Origin of the sequence: Bacillus timonensis, from assembly GCF_000285535.1 — a bacterium.
GTDB classification, from domain to species: Bacteria; Bacillota; Bacilli; order Bacillales; family Bacillaceae_L; genus Ferdinandcohnia; species Ferdinandcohnia timonensis.
Map to the genome: position 1 here is coordinate 61,132 of NZ_HE610990.1, position 20,951 is coordinate 82,082.

Consider the following 20,951-nt stretch of genomic DNA (forward strand, 5'->3'; position numbering starts at 1 on the left):
AAACATTAAATAATATTGCTGAAAGCGGGCTAAAAGTGTTCAACAGTGAACAATTTAATATCGATAATCAAAGTGAGAACCCTGACGCTATTGTGGTTCGTAGCTTTGATATGCATGATTTAGAGCTTGGCGATAACTTAAAGGCAATTGCACGTGCTGGTGTTGGGGTCAATAATATTCCAATTCAAAAGTGCACTGAAAAAGGGATTGTTGTTTTTAATACGCCAGGTGCAAATGCTAATGCAGTAAAAGAAATGGTTTTAACTTCTTTAATGGCTACATCCCGTAATCTTTTTGCAGGTATTTCATGGACAAAAACACTGGAAGACAAAGGTGATGAAATACCAGCACTTGTTGAAAAAGGCAAAAAGCAATTTGTCGGAAAAGAAATTAAAGGCAAAACTTTAGGTGTTATTGGTTTAGGTGCAATTGGAGCTCTAGTTGCAAACGATGCACTTGATCTAGATATGGATGTAATCGGATTTGACCCATTCATCTCAGTTGATACAGCATGGAATCTTTCACGTAATGTTCAGCGTGCAATGTCACTTGAACAGCTATTCGCTGAGTCTGACTATATAACTGTACATGTGCCATTAACTAAAGATACAAAAGGGATGTTCAACAAAGAAACATTCAGCATTATGAAGCCAGGTGTTCACATTATCAACTTCTCTCGTGGAGAACTTGTGAACGAAATCGATATGGCCGTTGCACTTGAAGATGGAATCGTTGGAAAATACATGACCGACTTCCCAAACGAAAATGTGTTAAAGATGAAAAATACAATTTGTACACCTCACCTTGGTGCTTCAACAAATGAATCTGAAGAAAACTGTGCGATAATGGCAGCTCGTCAAACAAGAGAATATTTGCAAACTGGAAATATTAAAAACTCAGTTAATTTTCCAAATGCAGCACTTCCTTATACAGGAAAAACACGTGTGACAGCTTTCCATAAGAACGTACCAAACATGGTTGGTCAAATTACATCTGCTATCTCTAACTATGAGTTAAATATCGCTGACATGGTGAACAGAAGCCGTGGCGAATATGCATATACAATGATTGACATTGATAATGAAGTTAATGGCGAGATTGTTCCTGGCTTACTAAAAAACATCAAGCAAATTAGCGGAATCATTTCTGCACGTGTGATTTAAGAAAAAAGCTAACTATAGAAACATGGTACTTCCGTTACCTTTACCCTCTAGATTTGACAATTTTGATAAAAAAATATTGACTTACTTTTAAATCAAGTTTAATATCAAAATATTAAATTTAATAAATATTCTCTTATTGAGAGTGGCTGAGGGACTGGCCCTGTGAAGCCCGGCAACCATTCATGTTTAACCTAAGCATGAACAGGTGCTAAATCCTGCAAAATACATTGTATTTTGAAAAATAAGAGAGGTGCTACTTTTAAAGTATTTGCATGCCTCTCTTTATGAGAGGCATTTTTATTTTATGGTCATTTACCTACACGAATGGAGGGAAAGAATAGATGTCTATAACATTAGTTAAAGGAGCACCAGGTCATTATAGAATTGGTGAAGGCGTCCTTAAGGAATTGGAAATCCTTTTATCTGAACTCAAGGTTCAAAAAGTTCATATAGTTTGCGGTAATAAGTCCTGGAATGCAGTTCACCCCTATTTGCCGGAGACAATAGCAAAAACCTCCAGTTCAAATATTACATTCATAAAGGGCCACTGCACTTTACAGAAGGTTGAAACGATATCTGATCAGTTAGTAGCGAATTCAATTGATGCGGTGATTGGCATTGGAGGCGGAACAGCATTGGACATTGCTAAGGCTTCCGCTATAAAAGCAGGTATTAAATCAATTTTGATTCCAAGTATTGCATCAACTTGTGCAGCATGGACTCCTCTTAGTGTGTTTTATGACCACAATGGGGTTTTCACACACTATACGGAATTCCCTCTTGCCAATACTTTAGTACTTATTGAACCCGCTGTAATTGCCAAAGCTCCAATAAAATACTTACGCGCTGGAATTGGTGATACACTTGCGAAGTTTTATGAAGCAGATGCTTTGATTTCTTCATTCTTCAAAAACCAAGAACTACCGGTGTGGCTTAAGGTTTCACAGCTTTCAGCATCCATTTGTAGAGATGTTCTGCTAAAGGATGCCACAACCGCCATTCAATCTGCATCTGAAGGGATCGTCTCTGATGCGTTAATTAGAGTAATTGAGGCCATTATTATGACGGGTGGTATGGTAGGTGGCTTCGGTGGTAAGGCAGGAAGAGTTGCAGGTGCACATTCCGTTCATAATGGCCTCACTGAAGCAAATGAAGCTAGAAACTTTTTACACGGTGAGCTAGTTGCATATGGAATACTGGTCCAATTAGCACTAGAAAACAAAAAGCAAGAGCTTTTAAGACTATCAAGCTATTATCATGAGTGGGGGCTTCCAGTAAGTCTAGCAGACTTAACGATTAATCCGGAGAACCACACTCTTTTAGAAAAAATCATAAGAAAAGCAACACTCCCACAGGAGTCTATCCATTTTATGGATATCAATATTTCAGAAGATGCACTCTTATCAGCTATACGTAACGTGGAAGATCTTACTTTCACAAAAATTGATTAAACCTACATATTACAGATATCTGAAAAAATCTAAATCTGATAAAATATGAATATACAACGAAAAGAGGAAAAAACATGAAAAAGTGGTTGTTAGCTAGTATACTTGTTTTAATTATTTCGACTCTTGCAGCTTGTGGTGGAAGCAATGAGTCAAGTGGTTCAAAGGACGAAAAAGCAGAAGGTTTATATAGTGATGAAAAGCTAGTTATTGGGGTAACAGCAGGTCCTCACGAACAAATCCTTGAAAAAGTAAAAGAGCTTGCCGAAAAAGAAGACCTAAATATCGAAATCAAAGTCTTTACAGACTATGTAATGCCGAATGTTGCTTTAGACGAAGGAGAGCTTGATTTAAATATCTTCCAAACGGAGCCATACTTCAACGCATTTAAAGAAGACCGAAAATTAGACCTTGTCAAATCATTTGACACTGTTTCATTCCCAATGGGAGTTTATTCATTAAAGGTAAAGGATATTGCGGAGCTAAAAGATGGCGCTAAAATTGGTTTACCTAGTGACCCTACAAACAGCGGACGTGCACTATTACTATTTGAAAAAGCTGGTCTGATTAAATTAAACCCAGATACTGGCCTTAACTCAACTGTTAAGGATATTGAGGAAAACAAAAATAATTATGAGTTCATTGAACTTGACTCTGCACAAATTGCGCGTCAACTAGAAGAACTTGATGCTGCAGCGATTAATACGAACTTTGCGATTGAAGCAGGATTTACACCATCCAAGGATGCTATTTTTATCGAACCTAAGGATTCTCCATTTGTAAACCACGCTGCCGTAAGAACTGAAAATAAAGATGATGAAATTATTACGAAATTAGCGGATATTTATCGCAGTGAAGAAATAGCAAAATTCGTTGAGGAAGAATTTGACGGATCTGTTGTTCCATCTTGGTAAGAAATTTTGAGAGGAGGACGCGGTAACCTTTTTACTGCGTCCTCCTTACTAGCAATACTAGTTTTTAACGTAGGATGATTACTACAAACCTTTTTATCTTTAAAAAGGATGCTATACCAGCAAAGAAGGGAGTTTTACAAATGATTGAACTAGTGGGAATCTCAAAGACGTTTACAGCTAAACAAGGTTCGATTCACGCTTTAAAAGATGTTTCTATTTCAGTAAAAAAAGGCGAGATATATGGTGTGATTGGTTATAGTGGTGCGGGAAAAAGTACCCTTATCAGATGTGTGAACCTTCTAGAAAAGCCTGATTCAGGGTCTGTAATCGTGAATAATGTAGATTTAACAAAGCTCTCAACTGGAAAACTCCGTGAAGCTCGAGGACAAATCGGAATGATTTTCCAAGGCTTTAATCTATTGAAAACAGCAACAGTCTACGAAAATATTGCACTTCCATTAAAGCTAACTGGCTTAAGCAAAAATGAAGTCGAAACACGGGTTACGAAATATTTACGTATTGTAGGACTCGAAGAAAAGCATAATGCCTATCCTTCTGAGCTTTCAGGTGGACAAAAGCAAAGAGTAGCGATTGCACGTGCATTAGCCCATGAACCTGAGATACTGTTAAGTGATGAAGCAACAAGTGCCCTTGATCCAGATACAACAGAAGCAATATTAGACTTATTATTAAAAATTAATAAAGAACTTGGGATTACCATTTTACTTATTACTCATGAAATGAATGTAATTCAACGGATATGTGACCGGGTTGCTGTTATGGAAAATGGAGAGGTTATTGAAGAAGGAACAACGCGAGAGATTTTCACATCCCCTCAACATCATACAACAAAAAGATTTGTTAATAGCCTATTTTCACATAAGATTCCAGATGATATGCTGAACACTTTAAACGAATCAGGCCAAGTAGTCACCCTTTCCTTCTTTGGAGAATTTTCAGGTGAACCAGCTTTAGCTTTAATCAGTAAGAAATTTGATGTTTATCCAAATATTTTATCGGGAAGCATTACCCGCTTAAAGGAAGAGAACTTCGGACAGCTATTGATTCACTTAAAAGGTGACTTAGCGGAAATTGAAAAAGCCCTAACTTTCTTAGAACAACATCAAGTACATGTGGAAGGAGTGAAAGAAAGTGAAAGCAAGAATAGAAGAATTTCTTGAACTTTGGGGTAGTGACCTTTGGGAAGCTACTATCCAAACCTTCCAAATGGTTGGAATTTCATTAGGGATTTCCATACTAATTGGTCTACCACTAGGAATATTGCTTGTTTTAACAAGACCAGATAAGGCATTAGCTAATAAGTATGTTTATCAAATAGTAAACATCCTTATAAATATTATTCGTTCCGTCCCATTCATCATTTTATTGTTTTTCATCCTTCCTTTTACAAAGCTTATTGTTGGGACATCAATTGGTGTAAAAGGCGTTATTGTTCCATTAGTTGTGTATACAGCTCCATATATTGCAAGATTAATGGAAACGGCTCTATTAGAAGTAGACCGGGGAGTATTAGAAGCCTATGAGGCAATGGGAATAAAGACTCGGCATATTATATGGCATGTTCTAGTAAGAGAGTCCCGTTCATCAATTATTCTTGGCTTAACCATTGCAACTATTGGTCTTATTGGTGCATCCGCCATGGCAGGGTTAGTTGGTGGTGGCGGACTTGGAGACCTTGCTTACCGCTACGGGCATCTCCGTTATGAAGTGGACATCATGTATATTACCGTTATATTGCTAATTATTTTAGTCCAAGGACTCCAATCAGCTGGTAACCGTTTGGCATCGCGATTGAAGAAGGATTAACTTTCACAAAGGTATTTACTATGATAACGTCAAGAAGCAAGGGTTTTTGTCCCTTGCTTCTTTTGTATAAATTTATATTTTCATAGTTAATTAGAAAACCCCTACCTCAGACATTTCTTCGGTTTCCCTATTCATAAATAATCCGTGAACTCTTACATCAGATGGAATTAGTGGATGATTGCGGATGGTATTTACACTTTTTTGCACAAAGTCCATGGCTGTTTTATGTCCTTCTAACCATTCTCTTGTACTCGCACCAGACAGTTCTGGTATATTATTTTTAAAAAGGTAATCTAATGTTTGAAGTTTCTCTTGAAAATCATGGTTGTCAGCTAACTTGCTAAGGATATCCTCTAAAGGGTGCTGCTCATTTTTAGCGGCGATAACAAATATTTCTTCAATATTTTTATGATAGACCGCGATGATTATATCTCTCATGACATCGCCGAAAGGTTGTAAAACTCCCCCCTCATAACTACGCAGGATGATTATATCCTCTGGGTTTATATGGTTTACATGTTTCGTTAAGAATTCCGGTTTGCATTCCATTGCTGCTACAAACAACACATTCTTTCTTTTGTCTGAGTACATTGCATTCACCCCGTTTAGATTAATATTTCTATGATAATTGACTCTCCAAATCTGTTGAAAGTTTGAAAACAATGACACGTTCCCCTGTTTTTGTACTTATATCAGTGTAAAAACTTATCACTTCTTGGCCAGTGGCAGTAAAAACAATATTCTTTAACTCTTCAACGCCAGATTCTACCAAGCTATTTCGGTTTTGTTTAACAGCTAGTAGCCCCCGTTCATCTTTACATAGTGAATATTCTGCAGGGGTTAAAATACCTCGCAAGACAACAATAATCATGTCCCTTAAAATATCTGACTTAACAGACACTGATCCACGCCCAAGATAACTTTTTTCCCAATGGGTTAATTCTTTACTAATTTCCGCTTCAATTGCTCCTTTTGACTTTTCCAACACGATTCTTTCCTTCTTTCATATGTAAAATTGGAGGTGCTGGAAAAGCGATTAAGACCAGCTTTCCCAGTGACCTTCTGGATCAATAGATGCAAGTCGAATCCATCCGTTTTGGACTTTTCGGCGAAAGATTGTATCATTTCCAAGCAGCCGTTCCACATATTCTCTTGGAGCTTGGATGACAAGTAATAACCTTAATGGTTTATGGTAAATTTCTTTATCTGATTTCATAACTGATTGCCAAGGAAGCCCAGCTAATAAGTCACTAGCATTCCCCTGCATGACTCCAAGACCTGATGTGACAGTTTGGGTCGCCTTATTTCCACTACCATAATAATGTGGAGCAACAGTAGACGCATAGTACTGCAGGTTAATCCATTGACAAACCGTTCCAGGACCTGCAATTATATTTGCTAGCAAATCACCATTTTTATCCTTTTTCCAAGAATAATTATGAAGAAAAACTTCTCCACTGAGATTACAGTCTTTCGTAAGAGCACGTTCTCCGATTATAAAGGCTGCATTACGTGCAAGCCCCCATTCAGGACGCACCTCACTCCAATCATCTGCTAAACGTTTTGCTATTAAACTTGGTTCTTTACCCCTCAAGTCGATATTGGGTAATTGCTTGATTCTCTCTTTGTTTGCCTCATGTTTCACTTTTGGAAGTACTTGTTTAACTTGTTCAAAAGCCCTTTTCGCCGCATCTGAGAGTTCGGGAACATAAAGCCAGTGAAGTTCATCAAGTGATGTGATATGCTCACTAGCTGCAAATACAGTATCATTTGGAATAAAAATACCCTTGTCAGCAAGACTTTTTCTTACTGTCGGAAGATTACATAAAGCCGCGAGTACCCTTGCATTAAATTCACCTGATGCTCCCCCACATGCTCCACAGTCTAAAGCTGCAGCATACGGGTTATTATTGCTTCGACTTCCATGTCCACAAATAACAACGAAAGGAGCAAAGTTTTCGGTAAGCCCCATCATCTTTAAAGCCTGCTCTACATAATGCACTTTCTCTTCTTCGGAAAATCCAACTGGTATCTCTGATTCAACCTGATGCATATGGTCCAGCGAGAGTTTAGTTTGGGAGGTACGTAGCCATTTATTACGAACTTTGCGAAAGGCTGAATCTGTACTCCGCGGAAGAAAGCTCCGAACCAAAGTGTGCAATCCTAGCCATGGGCCACTTATTTCTGGCAATACAAGGCTTGAAAGCAAATTATGTTTCATCGTCTTAAATGTGCCTCCTGGTGAATGGGCCGCATGAATGCGTTGTTTATGCAGTTTCAACTCTGATTCAGGTAAAGATTCGATTACTTTTAGTTTCGGGTTTTGCATAACTGGCAAGGATTTGTGACCATGGTTACTACACAGCTTTTTCGTTTCAATCGGCAATCCAAAAAAACCAGCTGTCCCGAACGTTTCAAAAGGACCTTGTTCTTCCAGTTTACGACGAAAAGGCTCAGAGCGAACATCAATACAAAAGACAAATTGTGCCAAGATTGGACTTGTGTTTTTAGCCGTTTCAATCGGCTTCTTTACCATTTTCTCCATCAATTGTTGCTCATACGTTTTTTCCCATGCTTCCATCCAAAGTCGCCGACGAATTATCTTATCAAAACGATATCCAAGCAGTAAACGGGCTTTAAGTTCCGATAAGGGCAGTTGATTCCACTCCTGCATTGGCAGACTACTGTAAGTAACACAAGTAGTAATCAATGGTTCTAAATCAATTTTAGCTATATTTTTCTGTTCCTTAAATGGTAAATATGGTTGGAGTAACGCCCACTCCATAGAAACTCGAACCGCGACATAATCTAAAAGCAGATCTTTATCCTCTAGCGATTGCTGTGAGCGCCAAAGCATCATACCTGCCCATCCCGGCAAGGAAAGTAAGTGGGCTTCAAGATATTCCTGTAAATCCAAATGAGGAATCTCTAGTTTAGTAAGTACTTCCTTTAATGCTAAATCAGCATCATAAGGCAATTCATTTAGCTGCCTTCTCACTGTAGCGTGAAGTGCAGGATCTAATGTAGCGAGTGTTCGCCATGCACGATAAAAACCTTCCTCACGATTTGGCATGGACCACGCATCCTGTGACTCGTCTAAAAACAATTTACACCACTTAATGAGATGATAGTCTAGCTCTTTGGCTACCCTTCCGTCACCTAACTTCTCCAATTGCTGACTATATGTGCAGACCGGATGTTTTTCTCTAAGCTGATAGTTCAATTGGCTTACTTTCTTGATAAGTCTTTTTATTTCGGAGGGGGCCAATCGTTTCGGGGACGCCTCATTAAATAGAATCGCTTTGCAATATTGTTCAGCTTCTTCACGCGATACTTCAAAAGACTGTGTATCAAGCCATTTGGTAAGCCCTATTTCTAAAAATTCAAGGTTTATCTCGCCATGGTTCCATGCGTCTTCTAACATAGAGTCACTAGGATATATATTTACATCACAAACAGTAGAAAGCCGACGTGCGACTTGTTCAAATGATTGTTGTTCTAAGCCTGTCCAAGGACTTCGTGCCGCAAACGTATGAATGGGTCCGAGCGGAGCTATCACTTTACTTGCCGATGCCACTAATTCATTCGTATCAAGGTGAACAAGTTCTATATTTTTTTCCAAATAAAGATTTTTAGCTAATGTGGTACTCATCATGCATTCCCCCCTTAAAAGTAAATCGTGTTAGATAGGTTGGATGGCTATCCACCGAGTCATATCGAGGTTCACTCAATTTTACAAGCCAAAGATACATAACCACATATACTTTTGATGACCGATGCCGAACTGACCAAGCTGCGAATATACTACCAGCTATCAAGATAACAAGAAGGATAATCGCCGCAAGTATAGGTGGCTGTTCTACGGTTTGAATCGTTTCATGCAATAGACTTACAAACGCAGCGTGTAGGGCGATAAATATCACTCCTAATACTAGGAATAGCGAGAACCCAACAATCCGACCGATATACCCATACCCTGAAGCAATAAGTTGTTTCCATGCATAAAAAACGGACCAGCCAATAATGAAGGCACTTATGAACTGATAAGTCTCTCCATGAGATGTTAACAAATAACAAACTCCCACGAATAATCCTACTACTGCTCCAGTTATCGTCCATAACAATGACGGTGGTTGAGGTGATCTGGACTGTTGCGTTTTTTGATGAATCGCACTTCCTGCTTGCAAGAAGAGAGTCGCCTTAAATAATCCATGTAATACAGCATGAATAATTGCTGCTACATAAGCACCTAGTGCACATTGAATGAGCATGAAACCCATCTGTGCAATTGTAGAGCCCACTAATTGCCGTTTGTAATCAACTTGAACTAGCATCATACCTGTTCCAATCAATACCGATATACTAGAAATTACAAGTAGAACTATTTGTGCGACATCACCACTAAAAATGGGTGCAAAACGAAATAATACAATCGCTCCTGCATTAACAATACCTGCATGCATGACAGCAGAAATTGGCGTAGGGGCAACAACTGAGTCTAATAACCAACGTTGAAAAGGCCACTGTGCTGCGGGAATAATGACGGACAAGATAATAAGTAAGTTAATACCTGTTTTCTCCCATGACCCAAGCAGTGTTATGTTGTCTTCTGTAAGTGCAAGGGACAGTTGCCAGTGCCCTGTGGTTTGAGTAACCCAGAGTATCGCACATAACAAGATAAGCCAACTTATCAAAAATTGCTGTCCAGAAATTTTCGCAGCATTTCTAGCCACCTGCCATTCCTTTCTCAGTCCGATAAGCAAGGTTAAACCAAGGAGGGTAATCCCCCAGAAAAGAACTAACAAACGAAGATCATCACTAAACCATGCAAGGGAATCTACCACTGTTGTGAGCGTCAGTAACACAAAATATTTACGATAAGATTGATCCCCCAGCAGGTAACGAACTGAAAAGCGCTGTACAACTAACCCGATTGTAAGAACAAAAGTCGCTAAAAGCCAAGATAAGGAATCAAACTGCCACGGCCCAACAACCTTACTGCCGTTGTTAACAATAAGGGATAATACCGAAAATAGTGGAGGCAATGAGATGATGCCAATGTGAATTCGAACATAATTCAACGAAACCTTTGGGTGTAAGAAAATGAATGCACTACAAACTGAAAGTGCAAGCAGTATAAAAAATAGTGAATGTAACGTTTCAAAGTTTAATGAATATAACATGTGCCTCTCCCCTCTACTCAACTATGCCTTGGCGTATCCAATACCTGTTTTCTTAAAAACAAAAATAAAAAAACCGACAATCTCAATGTTTAATGGACATACGTCATTAAACGCTGAAAATTGTCGGTTTACTTTTAAACTAACCCTTTTTAGGTTTTTTTATAGTCTACCGTTTCTATAAGCATTTTTCATCATTTTCATTTCGCTCTAAATTTCTATTTTTATAGATTACCTTTTTCATATAGCCAATAAAAAATGATTAACTCCTATGCTAAAGAAATCTTATATTTATAGAAATAAAACAAGCATTAAATTGTGTAATATATTTTACTATTCCGTAAATAGTTATGTCAAGTAAAAAATAAATACAGTCTTATAATAGCATATCTAAAAGTTCGCTTCCACCTAGATATACAAAGAGTAAAATAATTAATACTAGAAATAGATTATTAGCTTTTCTATTCCGATAAACAGAGTCAATTTGTTTTGAGTTTAATAAGTACAGTAAGCCCAACGAAAGCGCCGGCATAAATATTGCTCCGAGAATGCCATAAATAAAAACAACTGCAACAGGCTCGTTAAATAAAAGAAGTAACATTGGGGGAAAAGTCATCCATGTCAAATATGTACGATAAGCTGGATCTTTTTCAGAGATTGGTTGATTTAACTCGTTATTTTCCTTTCCTTTATTCCGTACGATTCGTACAAAGTCTGCAAACAGATAAGAGATACCATGCCACGGCCCTAAAACAGACGTAAAGACCGCTCCATAGAATCCTACTAGTAGGACCCAACGTGCAATATTACCGAATCTCTTTCCATAAGCATCCGCTAGTCCAAGTAGACCCTGGTTTCCATTTATGGTCGTACCAGTACCGAATAATAACTCAGCTGCAATAATCATGATTGCTACAGCAAAGATTCCTGTTACTGTATAGGCTACGCCGTTATCTACCTTCATCGTTGCTATCCAACTCTTGCCCTTCCATCCCTTTGCCTGTAGCCAATATCCATAACAAGCTAATGTAATCGAACCTCCTACACCGCCAATTAGTCCGAGTATTGTCGTAAATGACCCTTTTGGTACAGATGGGATTACTTGATATGTTACGTCATTTGCACTAGCCAAAATAATAATAGCGGAACCAACAACAGTAATAAACATCAATCCAACAAACCCCATCATAATCCGTTCTAATAAATTATAACGACCAAACCAAACTAATATAAAACCAGCTACGGAGGATATAATCGCTCCTAACCAGACAGGGGTACCAGGGAACAATGCGGCTAAAACCATACCACAAACTGTGGGAGCGGCAGCGCCATAAATGATTCCAAATAAAATGGCATACCCCCAAAAATATGAAGTAGCCACCCAGCCTAAGGAATGCCAACTTTGTAAGAATGTCTTACCCGTTGCAAGATACATACGTCCTATCCCTTCACTGAGAATAAACTTTATGATTGCCCCAACAAAAACTGCCCACAATAGCATTAGACCGTAATTTACACCTGCTATCGATGCCATAATTAAATCCCCTGCACCTACACCAGTTGCAGCCACAACGATTCCCGGGCCAATATACGATAACTTCCCTTTTAAAGTTGATGGTGGATTAACTACTGTTTCATAGGTTCTTTCCACTTTCGTTTCCAAATCATCCAACACGCCATTTTCTATTCGTTTTTGTTGTAAAACTTACTACTAATAGAAGTTCACCATTATTATTTCAGTATCGTCTCCTTTCTTGTATAAATTTTATTAATATTCTAAATATATACAATCTTAACACGATATTACTGTCAGTCCATTGGAAATAGTGTAAAAAAATATTCATTAGTTGTTTTACAAATTGTAAAATCTAAAACTTCTCTTAAAAGAGAATAGGAGATAAGTTGCATAAGTAAAACCCAAGGATAAGTCTAAACTCCTTGGGTTTTTATCGTCTTGCTAGTCTTTCATAGACATCATTCAAAGTGTAGCAACCTACATTACTAAGTTCCTTAATATAAAGTTGCCACAACTGAGCAATCATTATTGCATCACCTAAAGCATGATGTCGGTTTCGAATTTCTAACCCCGAAAATGTGCAATAATCATCAAGACTCACAATATTATTATCTGGAACAACTATGTTGAACACGAATGATGTATCAACGATTCGATGTTTATAAGGTTTTTTGAACGACTTCCAATTGGCGTGTTGCAGAAACTTTTTTTCGTGACTAGCATGATGTGCAATAAGGGTATCACTTTGAACAAACTGATAAAAGCGGATTAGTACTTCAGACAAGTCTGGAGCATCCTGTAAATCTGATTCATCTAGTCCTGTTAACCGTTTAATATCAGGAGAAAGATTATTATTATTGTGAACAAGTGAATAAAACGTATCGCTACCACTCTTTTCGCCCTTTTTTACTTTCACTGCACCAATTGATAGAATTTGATCGCCTTGTTCTGGGAAAAAGCCCGTCGTTTCAAAATCAAATGCGACAACATTTAGTTCATGTAACGGGACATACAAACTTTTTTCGATTTCCAGTTCTTTTTCCAAGTTCCTTAAAAAAGCAAGATGTTTTGGATCCGTTTTTCCCATCAAAGACGTATAAATATTTGAGGAAATTTTACCATGAAACTGTTTCATAAATTGAACCAAAGGGTTATCTTTCATTGTTTTATTGCCCCTTGTACCATCATATCCGTAAACCTTTGGAGTTTTTCTATATCTTTTATAATCTGCTTTATTTCAAGCTTCTCTAATTTAGTTAACCCTTTTATATTAAGATAACGCATATCCTCATAACTTTTCGCATGACCATGTAGGAACCGATAATGCATCAGCTTTTTAAAATTAGAATAATGAGTAATCAGCATCTTCTTGTACATTTCTCGTAAACGAAGGGCTTCAATTCGAGCAATCGTTGATGTTGCTTCTATTTTTTCTAGTATTGAAAGTATACGAATAGCGTTAACGTAAGGAAAAACAGCAGTCGTTTTTAAATCAATATATCCTGTATAAGGACCAGATGAGACAGTCAAAAACTGATTAAACAAACCAACCCCTTTTACAGTGTACTTCGTATTTTCTACTAATCTTTCTAAAATGGTTGGTTGCTCCTGAATGATTTGATAAACAATCTCTTTTAAAAATCGTATCTCTTTTTCATCACCAACCACTACTCTCGCATCCATGAAAATTAATACATTTCGATACGATATCCACGTATTATCTCTCATCCACTTTTTTAGTTGTATTTCCCAATTTCGATACGATTGACACCATAATGGATTGGAACTCATTACGTTTCCTTCGCATAAAGGGTAACCAACATCCCGTAAAGCTGAACTAAGCATCTGCCCAAATACCAAAAAATACGAAGCTGTTGCCTCATTATCCTTTTCAAATATGATGCCATGATCCTGATCACTAATGACAGCCTGTTCACATCTACCCGCACTTCCCATAACAAACCAGGTATAGGTACAAGGCGGTGGGCCGTAGTCTTTACTCATTTCATTCAATGTAACCTCAAACACATTTTTTATAACAAAGTCATGATAAAGTTGTAACTTTTCAGAACCCATTTGATGTGTTAACACATTGGCATTACGCCATTCTTTTATCGATTGATAGGATTCAAGGTACCCTTGCATGTTATCGCTTGTCATTCCTTATTCTTTTAATGGCTCAGAGGATAGAACGTTGGTTAATATGACAGTTTGCGAGTCTTTCGAAAATGCTTCTGGATAGCCATAACTACCATGCTCACTCATATCAAGTCCAATCAACTCTTGTTCTTCTGTTACTCTAAGCCCATTTACTATTTTTTTAATTAAGAGTATTAGACAAAAGGATACACCAAATGCATAAGCTGCGGATACAGTAATCCCCATTACTTGAACTCCAAGCTGCCCGAATCCTCCACCATAAAATAGTCCCGCTTGACCTACTGTTGCTAGTTCTGGGGTAGCGAAAAAGCCCGTTGATAAGGTTCCCCATACACCTGCAATTCCATGAACAGAAAGAGCGAAAATTGGATCATCTATATTTCGTTTCTCAAAGAATCTAACACTATAGAAAACCATGATTCCTGCGATAAACCCGATGACTACTGACGCCCATGTTTCTACGAATGCACATGATGCTGTAATAGCGACAAGACCAGCTAATGTTCCATTCAACATTGTCGGGATATCAGATTTACCCAATACAACCCATGAAATAAGTAAGGCACTAATCGCTCCAGCTGCTGCGGCTAAAGCTGTATTTAGAGCAACAAAGGCAAAGAATCCATCTTCTACTCCTAACGTACTGCCTGCATTGAACCCAAACCAACCAATAAATAAAATTAATACACCTAAAGCCGTATAAACCTGATTATGTCCACTTAAATTATTGGCAGTTCCATCAGTGTTATACTTGCCTATTCTAGGTTTTAATAGAATAGTAGCTGCTAAAGCTGCCATTGCACCGGTTAAATGTACAACTGTCGATCCTGCAAAATCTTGTTTCCCGTGCTCTGCTAACCAACCACCACCCCAAATCCAATGAGCGATTACTGGGTATACTAATGCTGAAAATAGCACCGCAAACATAAGATACACTGATAGTTTCGCCCTTTCTGCGAAGCCGCCAAATGCAATTGCTAACGAGATTCCTGCAAATGCGAGCTGGAATACAAAAAAAGCAGTTGTTGAATATGGACTACCTTCCACCTCTGTACCTGGATAGAAAAAGTCTGACATGCCCACGAAAAAGTTTCCATTTTCACCAAAGATAAATCCGTAGCCTACTGCCCAAAAAACGATTGAGGCAATGCCAAAAGAAAATATCGTCTTTCCTGCAATATGGCCCGCATTTTTCATCCGTGTCGACCCTGTTTCTAACAAGATGAATCCACCTTGCATGAAAATGACCAAAATAGCTCCTATCATAATCCAAACACTATTTAAGTAAAACAAATTATCCATTTTTTGTTCCTCCCTTTTTATTTTTTTATATGTACAGGGGGCAAGCCCCTGAAACACTATTAGTTATCTACAATGTTAATGTTGTATTGTTCAAGCCATGTGTTAATTTGAGAAAGGTGTGCGATAAGTTGTGGACCAGTCATAAGCTGGCCAAACCAAGGGACTTTGAAAGAAGAGCCGTCTGAATCGATGATATCTTTGACTTTTTGCTTTGAAATGATTTCTAATATGGGTGAAGAATGATTGGTTAGAATGGTATTTAACTTCGTCTTTACTCGTTTCATGTAAGTTGGATGATGGGTTTTCGGATATGGGCTTTTTTTGCGATAGAGAACATCATGAGGGAGGACACCTTCTAACGCCTTTCGTAAAATTCCCTTCTCACGGCCATTTAGCATTTTCATTTCCCAAGGGATGTTCCATACATATTCAACAAGGCGATGGTCAGCAAATGGAACGCGCACTTCTAAGCTTGCCCCCATACTCATCCGATCCTTTCGTTCCAGTAATGTAGGCATAAACCATATCATATTCAAATAGAACATTTCCCGTCGGCGAGCTTCAACCGGTGCTTCTCCTTCTAACGGAGGGACTTCAGCAATCGTTTCGTTATACCGCTCCATTACATATTCTTTTACATTTAGTTTCTTTTGCCAGTGTGGAAGCAATAGTTGCTGCCTTTCCTCCTGTGACCTCATCCATGGAAATCCATTAGCATGTAAAATATCATCCCGATAAAACCATGGATAGCCTCCGAAAATTTCATCCGCACATTCTCCTGATAAAGCAACAGTGTAATCCTGTTTAATTTGTTCGCAAAACCATAATAGTGACGAATCTACGTCAGCCATTCCAGGCAAGTCTCGCATCAATACGGCCTTATCCAAGTAATCTACTAAGTTTTCATGATCAATAACACATGGATGATGTTTTGTTTTTAAAAATTGTTCCATTTTCCTAATCCATGGTGCGTCTTCATCTGGCTGAAAAGAATTTGCTTTAAAATATTGGTTGTTTTGTTCATAATCGATGGAATATGTGTGTAGTTGTCCCCGTCCTTCCTTCATAAAATAGTCGGCAGCAATCGCACTAATCGCACTTGAATCAATTCCTCCCGATAAAAAGGTACAAACCGGAACATCGGCAACTAACTGACGTTCGATTGCATCTTTTACTAGAAATGAAACTCGCTCGACTGTTTCATCAAGGGAGTGTTGATGTTTTTGACTCTCCACATTCCAATATCGCCATTGTTTAAAACCGTTTTTCGTGAAGATACATGCATGTGCTGGGCGGAGTTCATGAATCCCTCGAAATACACCATGACCGGGAGTTCGAGAAGGACCTAAGCCGAATATTTCTTTTAGTCCCTCCTGATCGACCTCAGCCTTTATCTTTGGGTGCGCCAGTATGGCCTTGATTTCTGACCCAAATAATAGAGATCCATTTTGTTGATGGTAAAACAGAGGTTTCACTCCTAGACGATCTCTTGCAATATAGACCTGTTCTTTGCCTTGATCCCAAACAGCAAAGGCAAATATTCCATTTAAATGTTCTACACACTTTTCTTCCCACTCGATATATGCTGTGAGTAGCACTTCCGTATCGGAATAAGATTGAAAAGAGTGCCCCCTTTTCAATAACTCCTTCCGAATATCTTCCGTATTATAAAGCTCTCCATTATAGACCATCTTATAAACACGCCCGTTTTTTTCCTTTTGCATTGGCTGAGCACCGCCAACTGGATCGACAACGGTAAGTCGTGAATGCCCAAGTGAAATGTGCTGTGAACTCCAAACATTTAAATCATCTGGACCTCGTTTAGACAAGGTATCTGCCATTTTTTTTATGACAGATATCTGTTGTGTTAAATCTTGATGCCAATCTACCCATCCTACTATTCCACACACAAGACATCACTCACCCTTTTTTGATTTTTCTAAGATGCGATTTCCCTTAATATTGAGTCATGTATTGCTCACGTTCCCAAGGGTGGACTTGAGTACGGAACATATCCCATTCGATTTCTTTTGCCTCTACGAAATGTCCAAATAAATGATTACCTAAAGCATTCGTGACAACTTCATCTGACTTTAATAGTTCAAGGGCTTGTGCCAATGTAGCTGGCAGGTCAATAATGCCATATTCCTCACGTTGCTCTTTAGACATCACATAAATATTTCGATCTACTGGCTCTGGAGCGATTAGGTTATTTTTAACTCCATCTAAACCTGAAGCGAGTAAGACAGCCATTGCTAGATAAGGATTTGCGGCAGGGTCTACACTACGAACTTCTACACGAGTACTTAAGCCACGCGAAGCTGGAATACGAATAAGTGGACTTCTATTTCGTGCTGACCATGCTACATAACACGGTGCCTCATATCCTGGAACTAACCTTTTATAAGAATTAACCGTTGGATTTGTTACAGCAGTGAAACTTGGAGCATGTTTTAATATCCCTGCTAAAAAATTCCTAGCTGTATCACTCATTTCCAGAGACCCATTTGGATCATAAAAAGCATTCTCTCCACCCTTAAATAAACTTAAATTACAGTGCATCCCCGATCCATTAATACCGAATAATGGTTTTGGCATAAACGTGGCTAACAGACCATGTTTACGAGCGATTGTTTTTACAACTAATTTAAATGTTTGAATGTCATCACAAGCTTTTAAGGCGGATTGATATTTAAAATCAATTTCGTGTTGACCCGGTGCAACTTCATGGTGGGATGCCTCAATTTCAAAGCCCATTTCTTCTAGTTCCAATACAATATCACGTCTGCAGTTTTCTCCTAAATCGGTTGGTGCTAGGTCAAAATAGCCTCCGTTATCATTTAATTCTAGTGTTGGTTCCCCTTTCTCATTTAGTTTGAATAAGAAAAATTCAGGTTCAGGTCCAACATTGAAGTCGGTAAACCCCAGTTCCTCCATCTCCTTTAAAATCCTTTTTAGATTACTACGTGGATCTCCATCAAATGGAGTTCCATCTGGATGATAGATATCACAGATGAATCGGGCTACCTTTCCTTTTTCTGCTGTCCAAGGAAAAATAACAAATGTGTCTAGGTCAGGGTATAAATACATATCTGATTCTTCAATTCGCACGAAACCCTCAATCGATGAACCATCAAACATCATTTTATTGTCTAATGCTTTCTCTAATTGACTTACTGGAATTTCGACATTTTTAATCGTTCCAAATAAATCGGTGAATTGTAAGCGAATGAAACGAACATTATTCTCTTTTACCAATTCCATTACTTTTTCTCTATTCATATCTCAACTCTCCCTATTTTTTATTTAAAAACAGAATGTTCCATTTCTAATTCTCCATGACATATATAAGCAGCTTCTCCTCTTTTCCAAACATGGCCTTGTTCATCCCACCTGATGGTTAAATCCCCTCCAGGAAGATGTACCGTTATTGGCTCATATTTAGCAAGGAATTGATTCATTGTTGCGGCAACTACTGCAGCACAAGCACCTGTACCACAAGCCATTGTGATTCCTGAACCTCTTTCCCATACTCGGTAATCTATCTCCTGAGAACCTTTAATCTGAACAATTCCTACGTTTACGCGATCTGGGAATAGATTGGCATGCTCTATGACAGGTCCTATTTCTTCTAATGGAACTGCCTTTACATCGTCAACAATGATGATTGCATGTGGATTGCCCATCGAGACGCAGGTCAAATGATACTCTTCGTCACCAAAGACATGGGGTTCGTTGATGGCTGTATTGAATGGATCGCCTTCCATTGGAATCATTCCTTTTAAAAGCTTCGGCTCACCCATATCCACACTAACGTATTGAACAGATTGTTTATGATCCAGTTCGACCTCCACACTGACAACACCACCCAATGTTTCAATGGTAAAGCGTGGTCGCGTTGCATACATGTGATCAAAGAGGAACTTGGCAACACATCGTAGCCCATTTCCACAATTCTTGGCCTCAGAACCATCTTCATTAAAGATTCTCATTTTAAAATCAGCCATCTGAGAAGGGCAAATAAGAATGATACCATCGGAACCTATCCCAAAGTTTACGTCGGAAACCTTTCTTGATAGCTCAGAGTATTTCTCTTCGTCTAGAACATTATTTGGATCGTCCAACTGATTAAAAATGACATAATTATTGCCCAATCCGTGCATCTTTGTAAAATTCATCTGTTATTCCCCCCCTTAAAAGATGAATTTGGAACTAGATAGCCTTACTCTTATTTCATCAAAGATTTTTTGTTCCTCCTCCCAATCATTTGCTTGAAAAGTAACTGAAAATCGTACATATGGGCCTGCGTCGTCCCATGGAACAGTGGAAATTAAGTGCTGATTGATTAAATATTGACTAAATTCTTCTGCAGAATGAAATTCTGGACCGTTTTCTACCGCTCTAGGAATTCTTGTATATAAGAAAAAGGAGCCTTTTGGTTTATTTGCGTTAAATCCACATTCTCGCAAGATAGTAGATAAACGATTATGGCGCTGCGAATATTTCTCAGCCGTTTGTTTCGTTATTTCAGGGTGTGACAAAGCATAGGCTGCAGCTTTTTGAATTGGGATAAATTGACCCGAATCATTATTATCCTTGACCGTTGCAAATGCAGAAACAAGTTTGGCATTACCCGCTATAAAGCCGATGCGCCATCCCGTCATATTGAATGACTTTGATAAAGAATGTAATTCGATCCCTACTTCTTTCGCCCCAGGAATAGATAAGAAACTAAGTGGCTTTTCACCATCAAACACAAGTGCAGCATATGCAGCATCATGAACGACAATTAGCTCATGGTTTTTAGCGAATTCCACAACCTCTTCAAAAAATTCTCGGGTTGCTACTGCACCTGTTGGATTATTTGGATAGTTTAAATAGAGTAACTTAGACTTTTTCAATACACTATCAGACAATGAATCTAGTCTTGGAAGAAATGAGTTTTCTTCGGAAATTGGTAAATAAACAACTTCACCACCAAGGTATTTAGTATGCGTTCCTAAAACTGGATAATTAGGTGACGGCATGATTGTCATATCGCCAGGATTGATAAACGCTGTTGGCAACATGGCCAATGCTGACTTTGAGCCAATCACATGATTGACCTCGGACTCAGGATCAAGATTATCGACCCCAAACACTTCTTTCATATAAGCCACTGCAGCTTGCTTAAATTCAAGTATTCCATTATCCGCATAAAAACGATTTTCTTGTTTTTTTGCTTCTTCTGCTAAAATCCCTACTACCCTATCATCCGCCATTGCATCAGGTTCACCGACACCGAGATCGATTAAGGTTTTCCCGGGATTTCTTTGCATCGCTTCCCGCTTTGCTCTTTTTATTTTTTCAAATTTGTAGATTTCATCTTTTAAGCCAAATTGAGATCCACCTATTCGGTCTGCAAATAGACTTTGTATATAATCAACTTCCAACATATTGTT

The 20,951-nt window shown here is 38.4% G+C and carries 17 protein-coding genes and 1 riboswitch; of the genes, 5 read left to right on the forward strand and 12 right to left on the reverse strand.

Annotation, left to right across the window (positions count from 1 at the left end; translation table 11 throughout):
• Positions 1-35 precede the first annotated feature (35 nt).
• From BTHG_RS22375 to BTHG_RS22395, 5 genes are all read left to right on the forward strand, one after another.
• On the forward strand, positions 36-1,163 hold the full coding sequence (locus BTHG_RS22375; RefSeq protein WP_010284759.1) for a phosphoglycerate dehydrogenase: 1,128 nt from the start codon (positions 36-38) through the stop codon (positions 1,161-1,163).
• A gap of 130 nt (positions 1,164-1,293) precedes the next feature.
• Positions 1,294-1,411, forward strand: a riboswitch (SAM riboswitch).
• Positions 1,412-1,504: 93 nt separating this feature from the next.
• Positions 1,505-2,614, forward strand: coding sequence for an iron-containing alcohol dehydrogenase family protein (locus tag BTHG_RS22380; RefSeq protein WP_010284760.1), 1,110 nt, complete (start codon positions 1,505-1,507; stop codon positions 2,612-2,614).
• Positions 2,615-2,688: 74 nt separating this feature from the next.
• The gene (locus tag BTHG_RS22385) at positions 2,689-3,525 is read left to right on the forward strand and encodes a MetQ/NlpA family ABC transporter substrate-binding protein (protein ID WP_010284761.1); all 837 of its coding nucleotides are present in this window, start codon (positions 2,689-2,691) and stop codon (positions 3,523-3,525) included.
• A gap of 140 nt (positions 3,526-3,665) precedes the next feature.
• Positions 3,666-4,706 carry a methionine ABC transporter ATP-binding protein gene (locus BTHG_RS22390; protein WP_010284765.1) on the forward strand — a complete coding sequence of 347 codons (1,041 nt, stop codon included), beginning with the start codon at positions 3,666-3,668 and terminating at the stop codon, positions 4,704-4,706.
• Complete coding sequence (locus BTHG_RS22395) at positions 4,690-5,352, forward strand: methionine ABC transporter permease (protein ID WP_026021940.1); 663 nt, start codon at positions 4,690-4,692, stop codon at positions 5,350-5,352. Before BTHG_RS22390 ends, BTHG_RS22395 begins: the two co-directional genes overlap by 17 nt.
• Positions 5,353-5,442: 90 nt before the next feature.
• On the opposite strand, the gene BTHG_RS22400 is transcribed toward BTHG_RS22395, so the two are convergent.
• The 12 genes from BTHG_RS22400 to BTHG_RS22455 all read right to left on the reverse strand — a co-directional run bounded on the left by BTHG_RS22400 (position 5,443) and on the right by BTHG_RS22455 (position 20,945).
• Positions 5,443-5,943, reverse strand: coding sequence for a carbonic anhydrase (locus BTHG_RS22400; RefSeq protein WP_026021941.1), 501 nt, complete (start codon positions 5,941-5,943; stop codon positions 5,443-5,445).
• A gap of 28 nt (positions 5,944-5,971) precedes the next feature.
• The gene (locus tag BTHG_RS22405; RefSeq protein WP_010284768.1) at positions 5,972-6,337 is read right to left on the reverse strand and encodes a DUF2294 domain-containing protein; all 366 of its coding nucleotides are present in this window, start codon (positions 6,335-6,337) and stop codon (positions 5,972-5,974) included.
• 51 nt (positions 6,338-6,388) lie between these two features.
• The gene (locus BTHG_RS22410; protein ID WP_010284769.1) at positions 6,389-9,004 is read right to left on the reverse strand and encodes a DUF2309 domain-containing protein; all 2,616 of its coding nucleotides are present in this window, start codon (positions 9,002-9,004) and stop codon (positions 6,389-6,391) included.
• On the reverse strand, positions 8,985-10,535 hold the full coding sequence (locus BTHG_RS22415; RefSeq protein WP_010284770.1) for an NADH dehydrogenase subunit 5: 1,551 nt from the start codon (positions 10,533-10,535) through the stop codon (positions 8,985-8,987). The genes BTHG_RS22410 and BTHG_RS22415 overlap by 20 nt, the downstream gene beginning before the upstream one ends.
• Before the next feature lie 373 nt (positions 10,536-10,908).
• Positions 10,909-12,204, reverse strand: a complete 1,296-nt coding sequence (locus BTHG_RS22420) for an Nramp family divalent metal transporter (protein ID WP_232284513.1) — start codon at positions 12,202-12,204, stop codon at positions 10,909-10,911.
• Positions 12,205-12,478: 274 nt separating this feature from the next.
• Positions 12,479-13,210 (reverse strand): exonuclease domain-containing protein, encoded by a 732-nt coding sequence (locus tag BTHG_RS22425; RefSeq protein ID WP_010284782.1) that lies wholly within the window; start codon positions 13,208-13,210, stop codon positions 12,479-12,481.
• Positions 13,207-14,208 carry a DUF294 nucleotidyltransferase-like domain-containing protein gene (locus BTHG_RS22430; protein WP_232284514.1) on the reverse strand — a complete coding sequence of 334 codons (1,002 nt, stop codon included), beginning with the start codon at positions 14,206-14,208 and terminating at the stop codon, positions 13,207-13,209. The genes BTHG_RS22425 and BTHG_RS22430 overlap by 4 nt, the downstream gene beginning before the upstream one ends.
• 3 nt (positions 14,209-14,211) lie before the next feature.
• Positions 14,212-15,510, reverse strand: a complete 1,299-nt coding sequence (locus BTHG_RS22435; RefSeq protein ID WP_010284785.1) for an ammonium transporter — start codon at positions 15,508-15,510, stop codon at positions 14,212-14,214.
• A 59-nt stretch (positions 15,511-15,569) separates the two neighbouring features.
• The gene (gene asnB / locus BTHG_RS22440; RefSeq protein WP_010284787.1) at positions 15,570-17,420 is read right to left on the reverse strand and encodes an asparagine synthase (glutamine-hydrolyzing); all 1,851 of its coding nucleotides are present in this window, start codon (positions 17,418-17,420) and stop codon (positions 15,570-15,572) included.
• A 46-nt stretch (positions 17,421-17,466) separates the two neighbouring features.
• Complete coding sequence (gene glnA / locus BTHG_RS22445; RefSeq protein WP_010284788.1) at positions 17,467-18,792, reverse strand: type I glutamate--ammonia ligase; 1,326 nt, start codon at positions 18,790-18,792, stop codon at positions 17,467-17,469.
• 20 nt (positions 18,793-18,812) lie between these two features.
• Positions 18,813-19,688: a diaminopimelate epimerase gene (dapF, locus tag BTHG_RS22450; protein ID WP_010284790.1), complete on the reverse strand. Its 876-nt coding sequence runs from the start codon at positions 19,686-19,688 to the stop codon at positions 18,813-18,815.
• A 15-nt stretch (positions 19,689-19,703) separates the two neighbouring features.
• Positions 19,704-20,945, reverse strand: coding sequence for an LL-diaminopimelate aminotransferase (locus BTHG_RS22455; RefSeq protein WP_010284792.1), 1,242 nt, complete (start codon positions 20,943-20,945; stop codon positions 19,704-19,706).
• Between the last annotated feature and the right edge of the window lie 6 nt (positions 20,946-20,951).

Bases quoted from the DNA above. Each gene is read 5' to 3' on its own strand.
- BTHG_RS22400 (WP_026021941.1), bottom strand. From the start codon at position 5,943: ATGTACTCAGACAAAAGAAAGAATGTGTTGTTTGTAGCAGCAATGGAA.
- dapF (WP_010284790.1), bottom strand. From the start codon at position 19,688: ATGAATTTTACAAAGATGCACGGATTGGGCAATAATTATGTCATTTTT.
- BTHG_RS22435 (WP_010284785.1), bottom strand. From the start codon at position 15,510: ATGGATAATTTGTTTTACTTAAATAGTGTTTGGATTATGATAGGAGCT.
- BTHG_RS22415 (WP_010284770.1), bottom strand. From the start codon at position 10,535: ATGTTATATTCATTAAACTTTGAAACGTTACATTCACTATTTTTTATA.
- glnA (WP_010284788.1), bottom strand. From the start codon at position 18,792: ATGAATAGAGAAAAAGTAATGGAATTGGTAAAAGAGAATAATGTTCGT.
- BTHG_RS22430 (WP_232284514.1), bottom strand. From the start codon at position 14,208: ATGACAAGCGATAACATGCAAGGGTACCTTGAATCCTATCAATCGATA.
- BTHG_RS22390 (WP_010284765.1), top strand. From the start codon at position 3,666: ATGATTGAACTAGTGGGAATCTCAAAGACGTTTACAGCTAAACAAGGT.
- BTHG_RS22410 (WP_010284769.1), bottom strand. From the start codon at position 9,004: ATGAGTACCACATTAGCTAAAAATCTTTATTTGGAAAAAAATATAGAA.
- BTHG_RS22380 (WP_010284760.1), top strand. From the start codon at position 1,505: ATGTCTATAACATTAGTTAAAGGAGCACCAGGTCATTATAGAATTGGT.
- BTHG_RS22425 (WP_010284782.1), bottom strand. From the start codon at position 13,210: ATGAAAGATAACCCTTTGGTTCAATTTATGAAACAGTTTCATGGTAAA.
- BTHG_RS22455 (WP_010284792.1), bottom strand. From the start codon at position 20,945: ATGTTGGAAGTTGATTATATACAAAGTCTATTTGCAGACCGAATAGGT.
- BTHG_RS22385 (WP_010284761.1), top strand. From the start codon at position 2,689: ATGAAAAAGTGGTTGTTAGCTAGTATACTTGTTTTAATTATTTCGACT.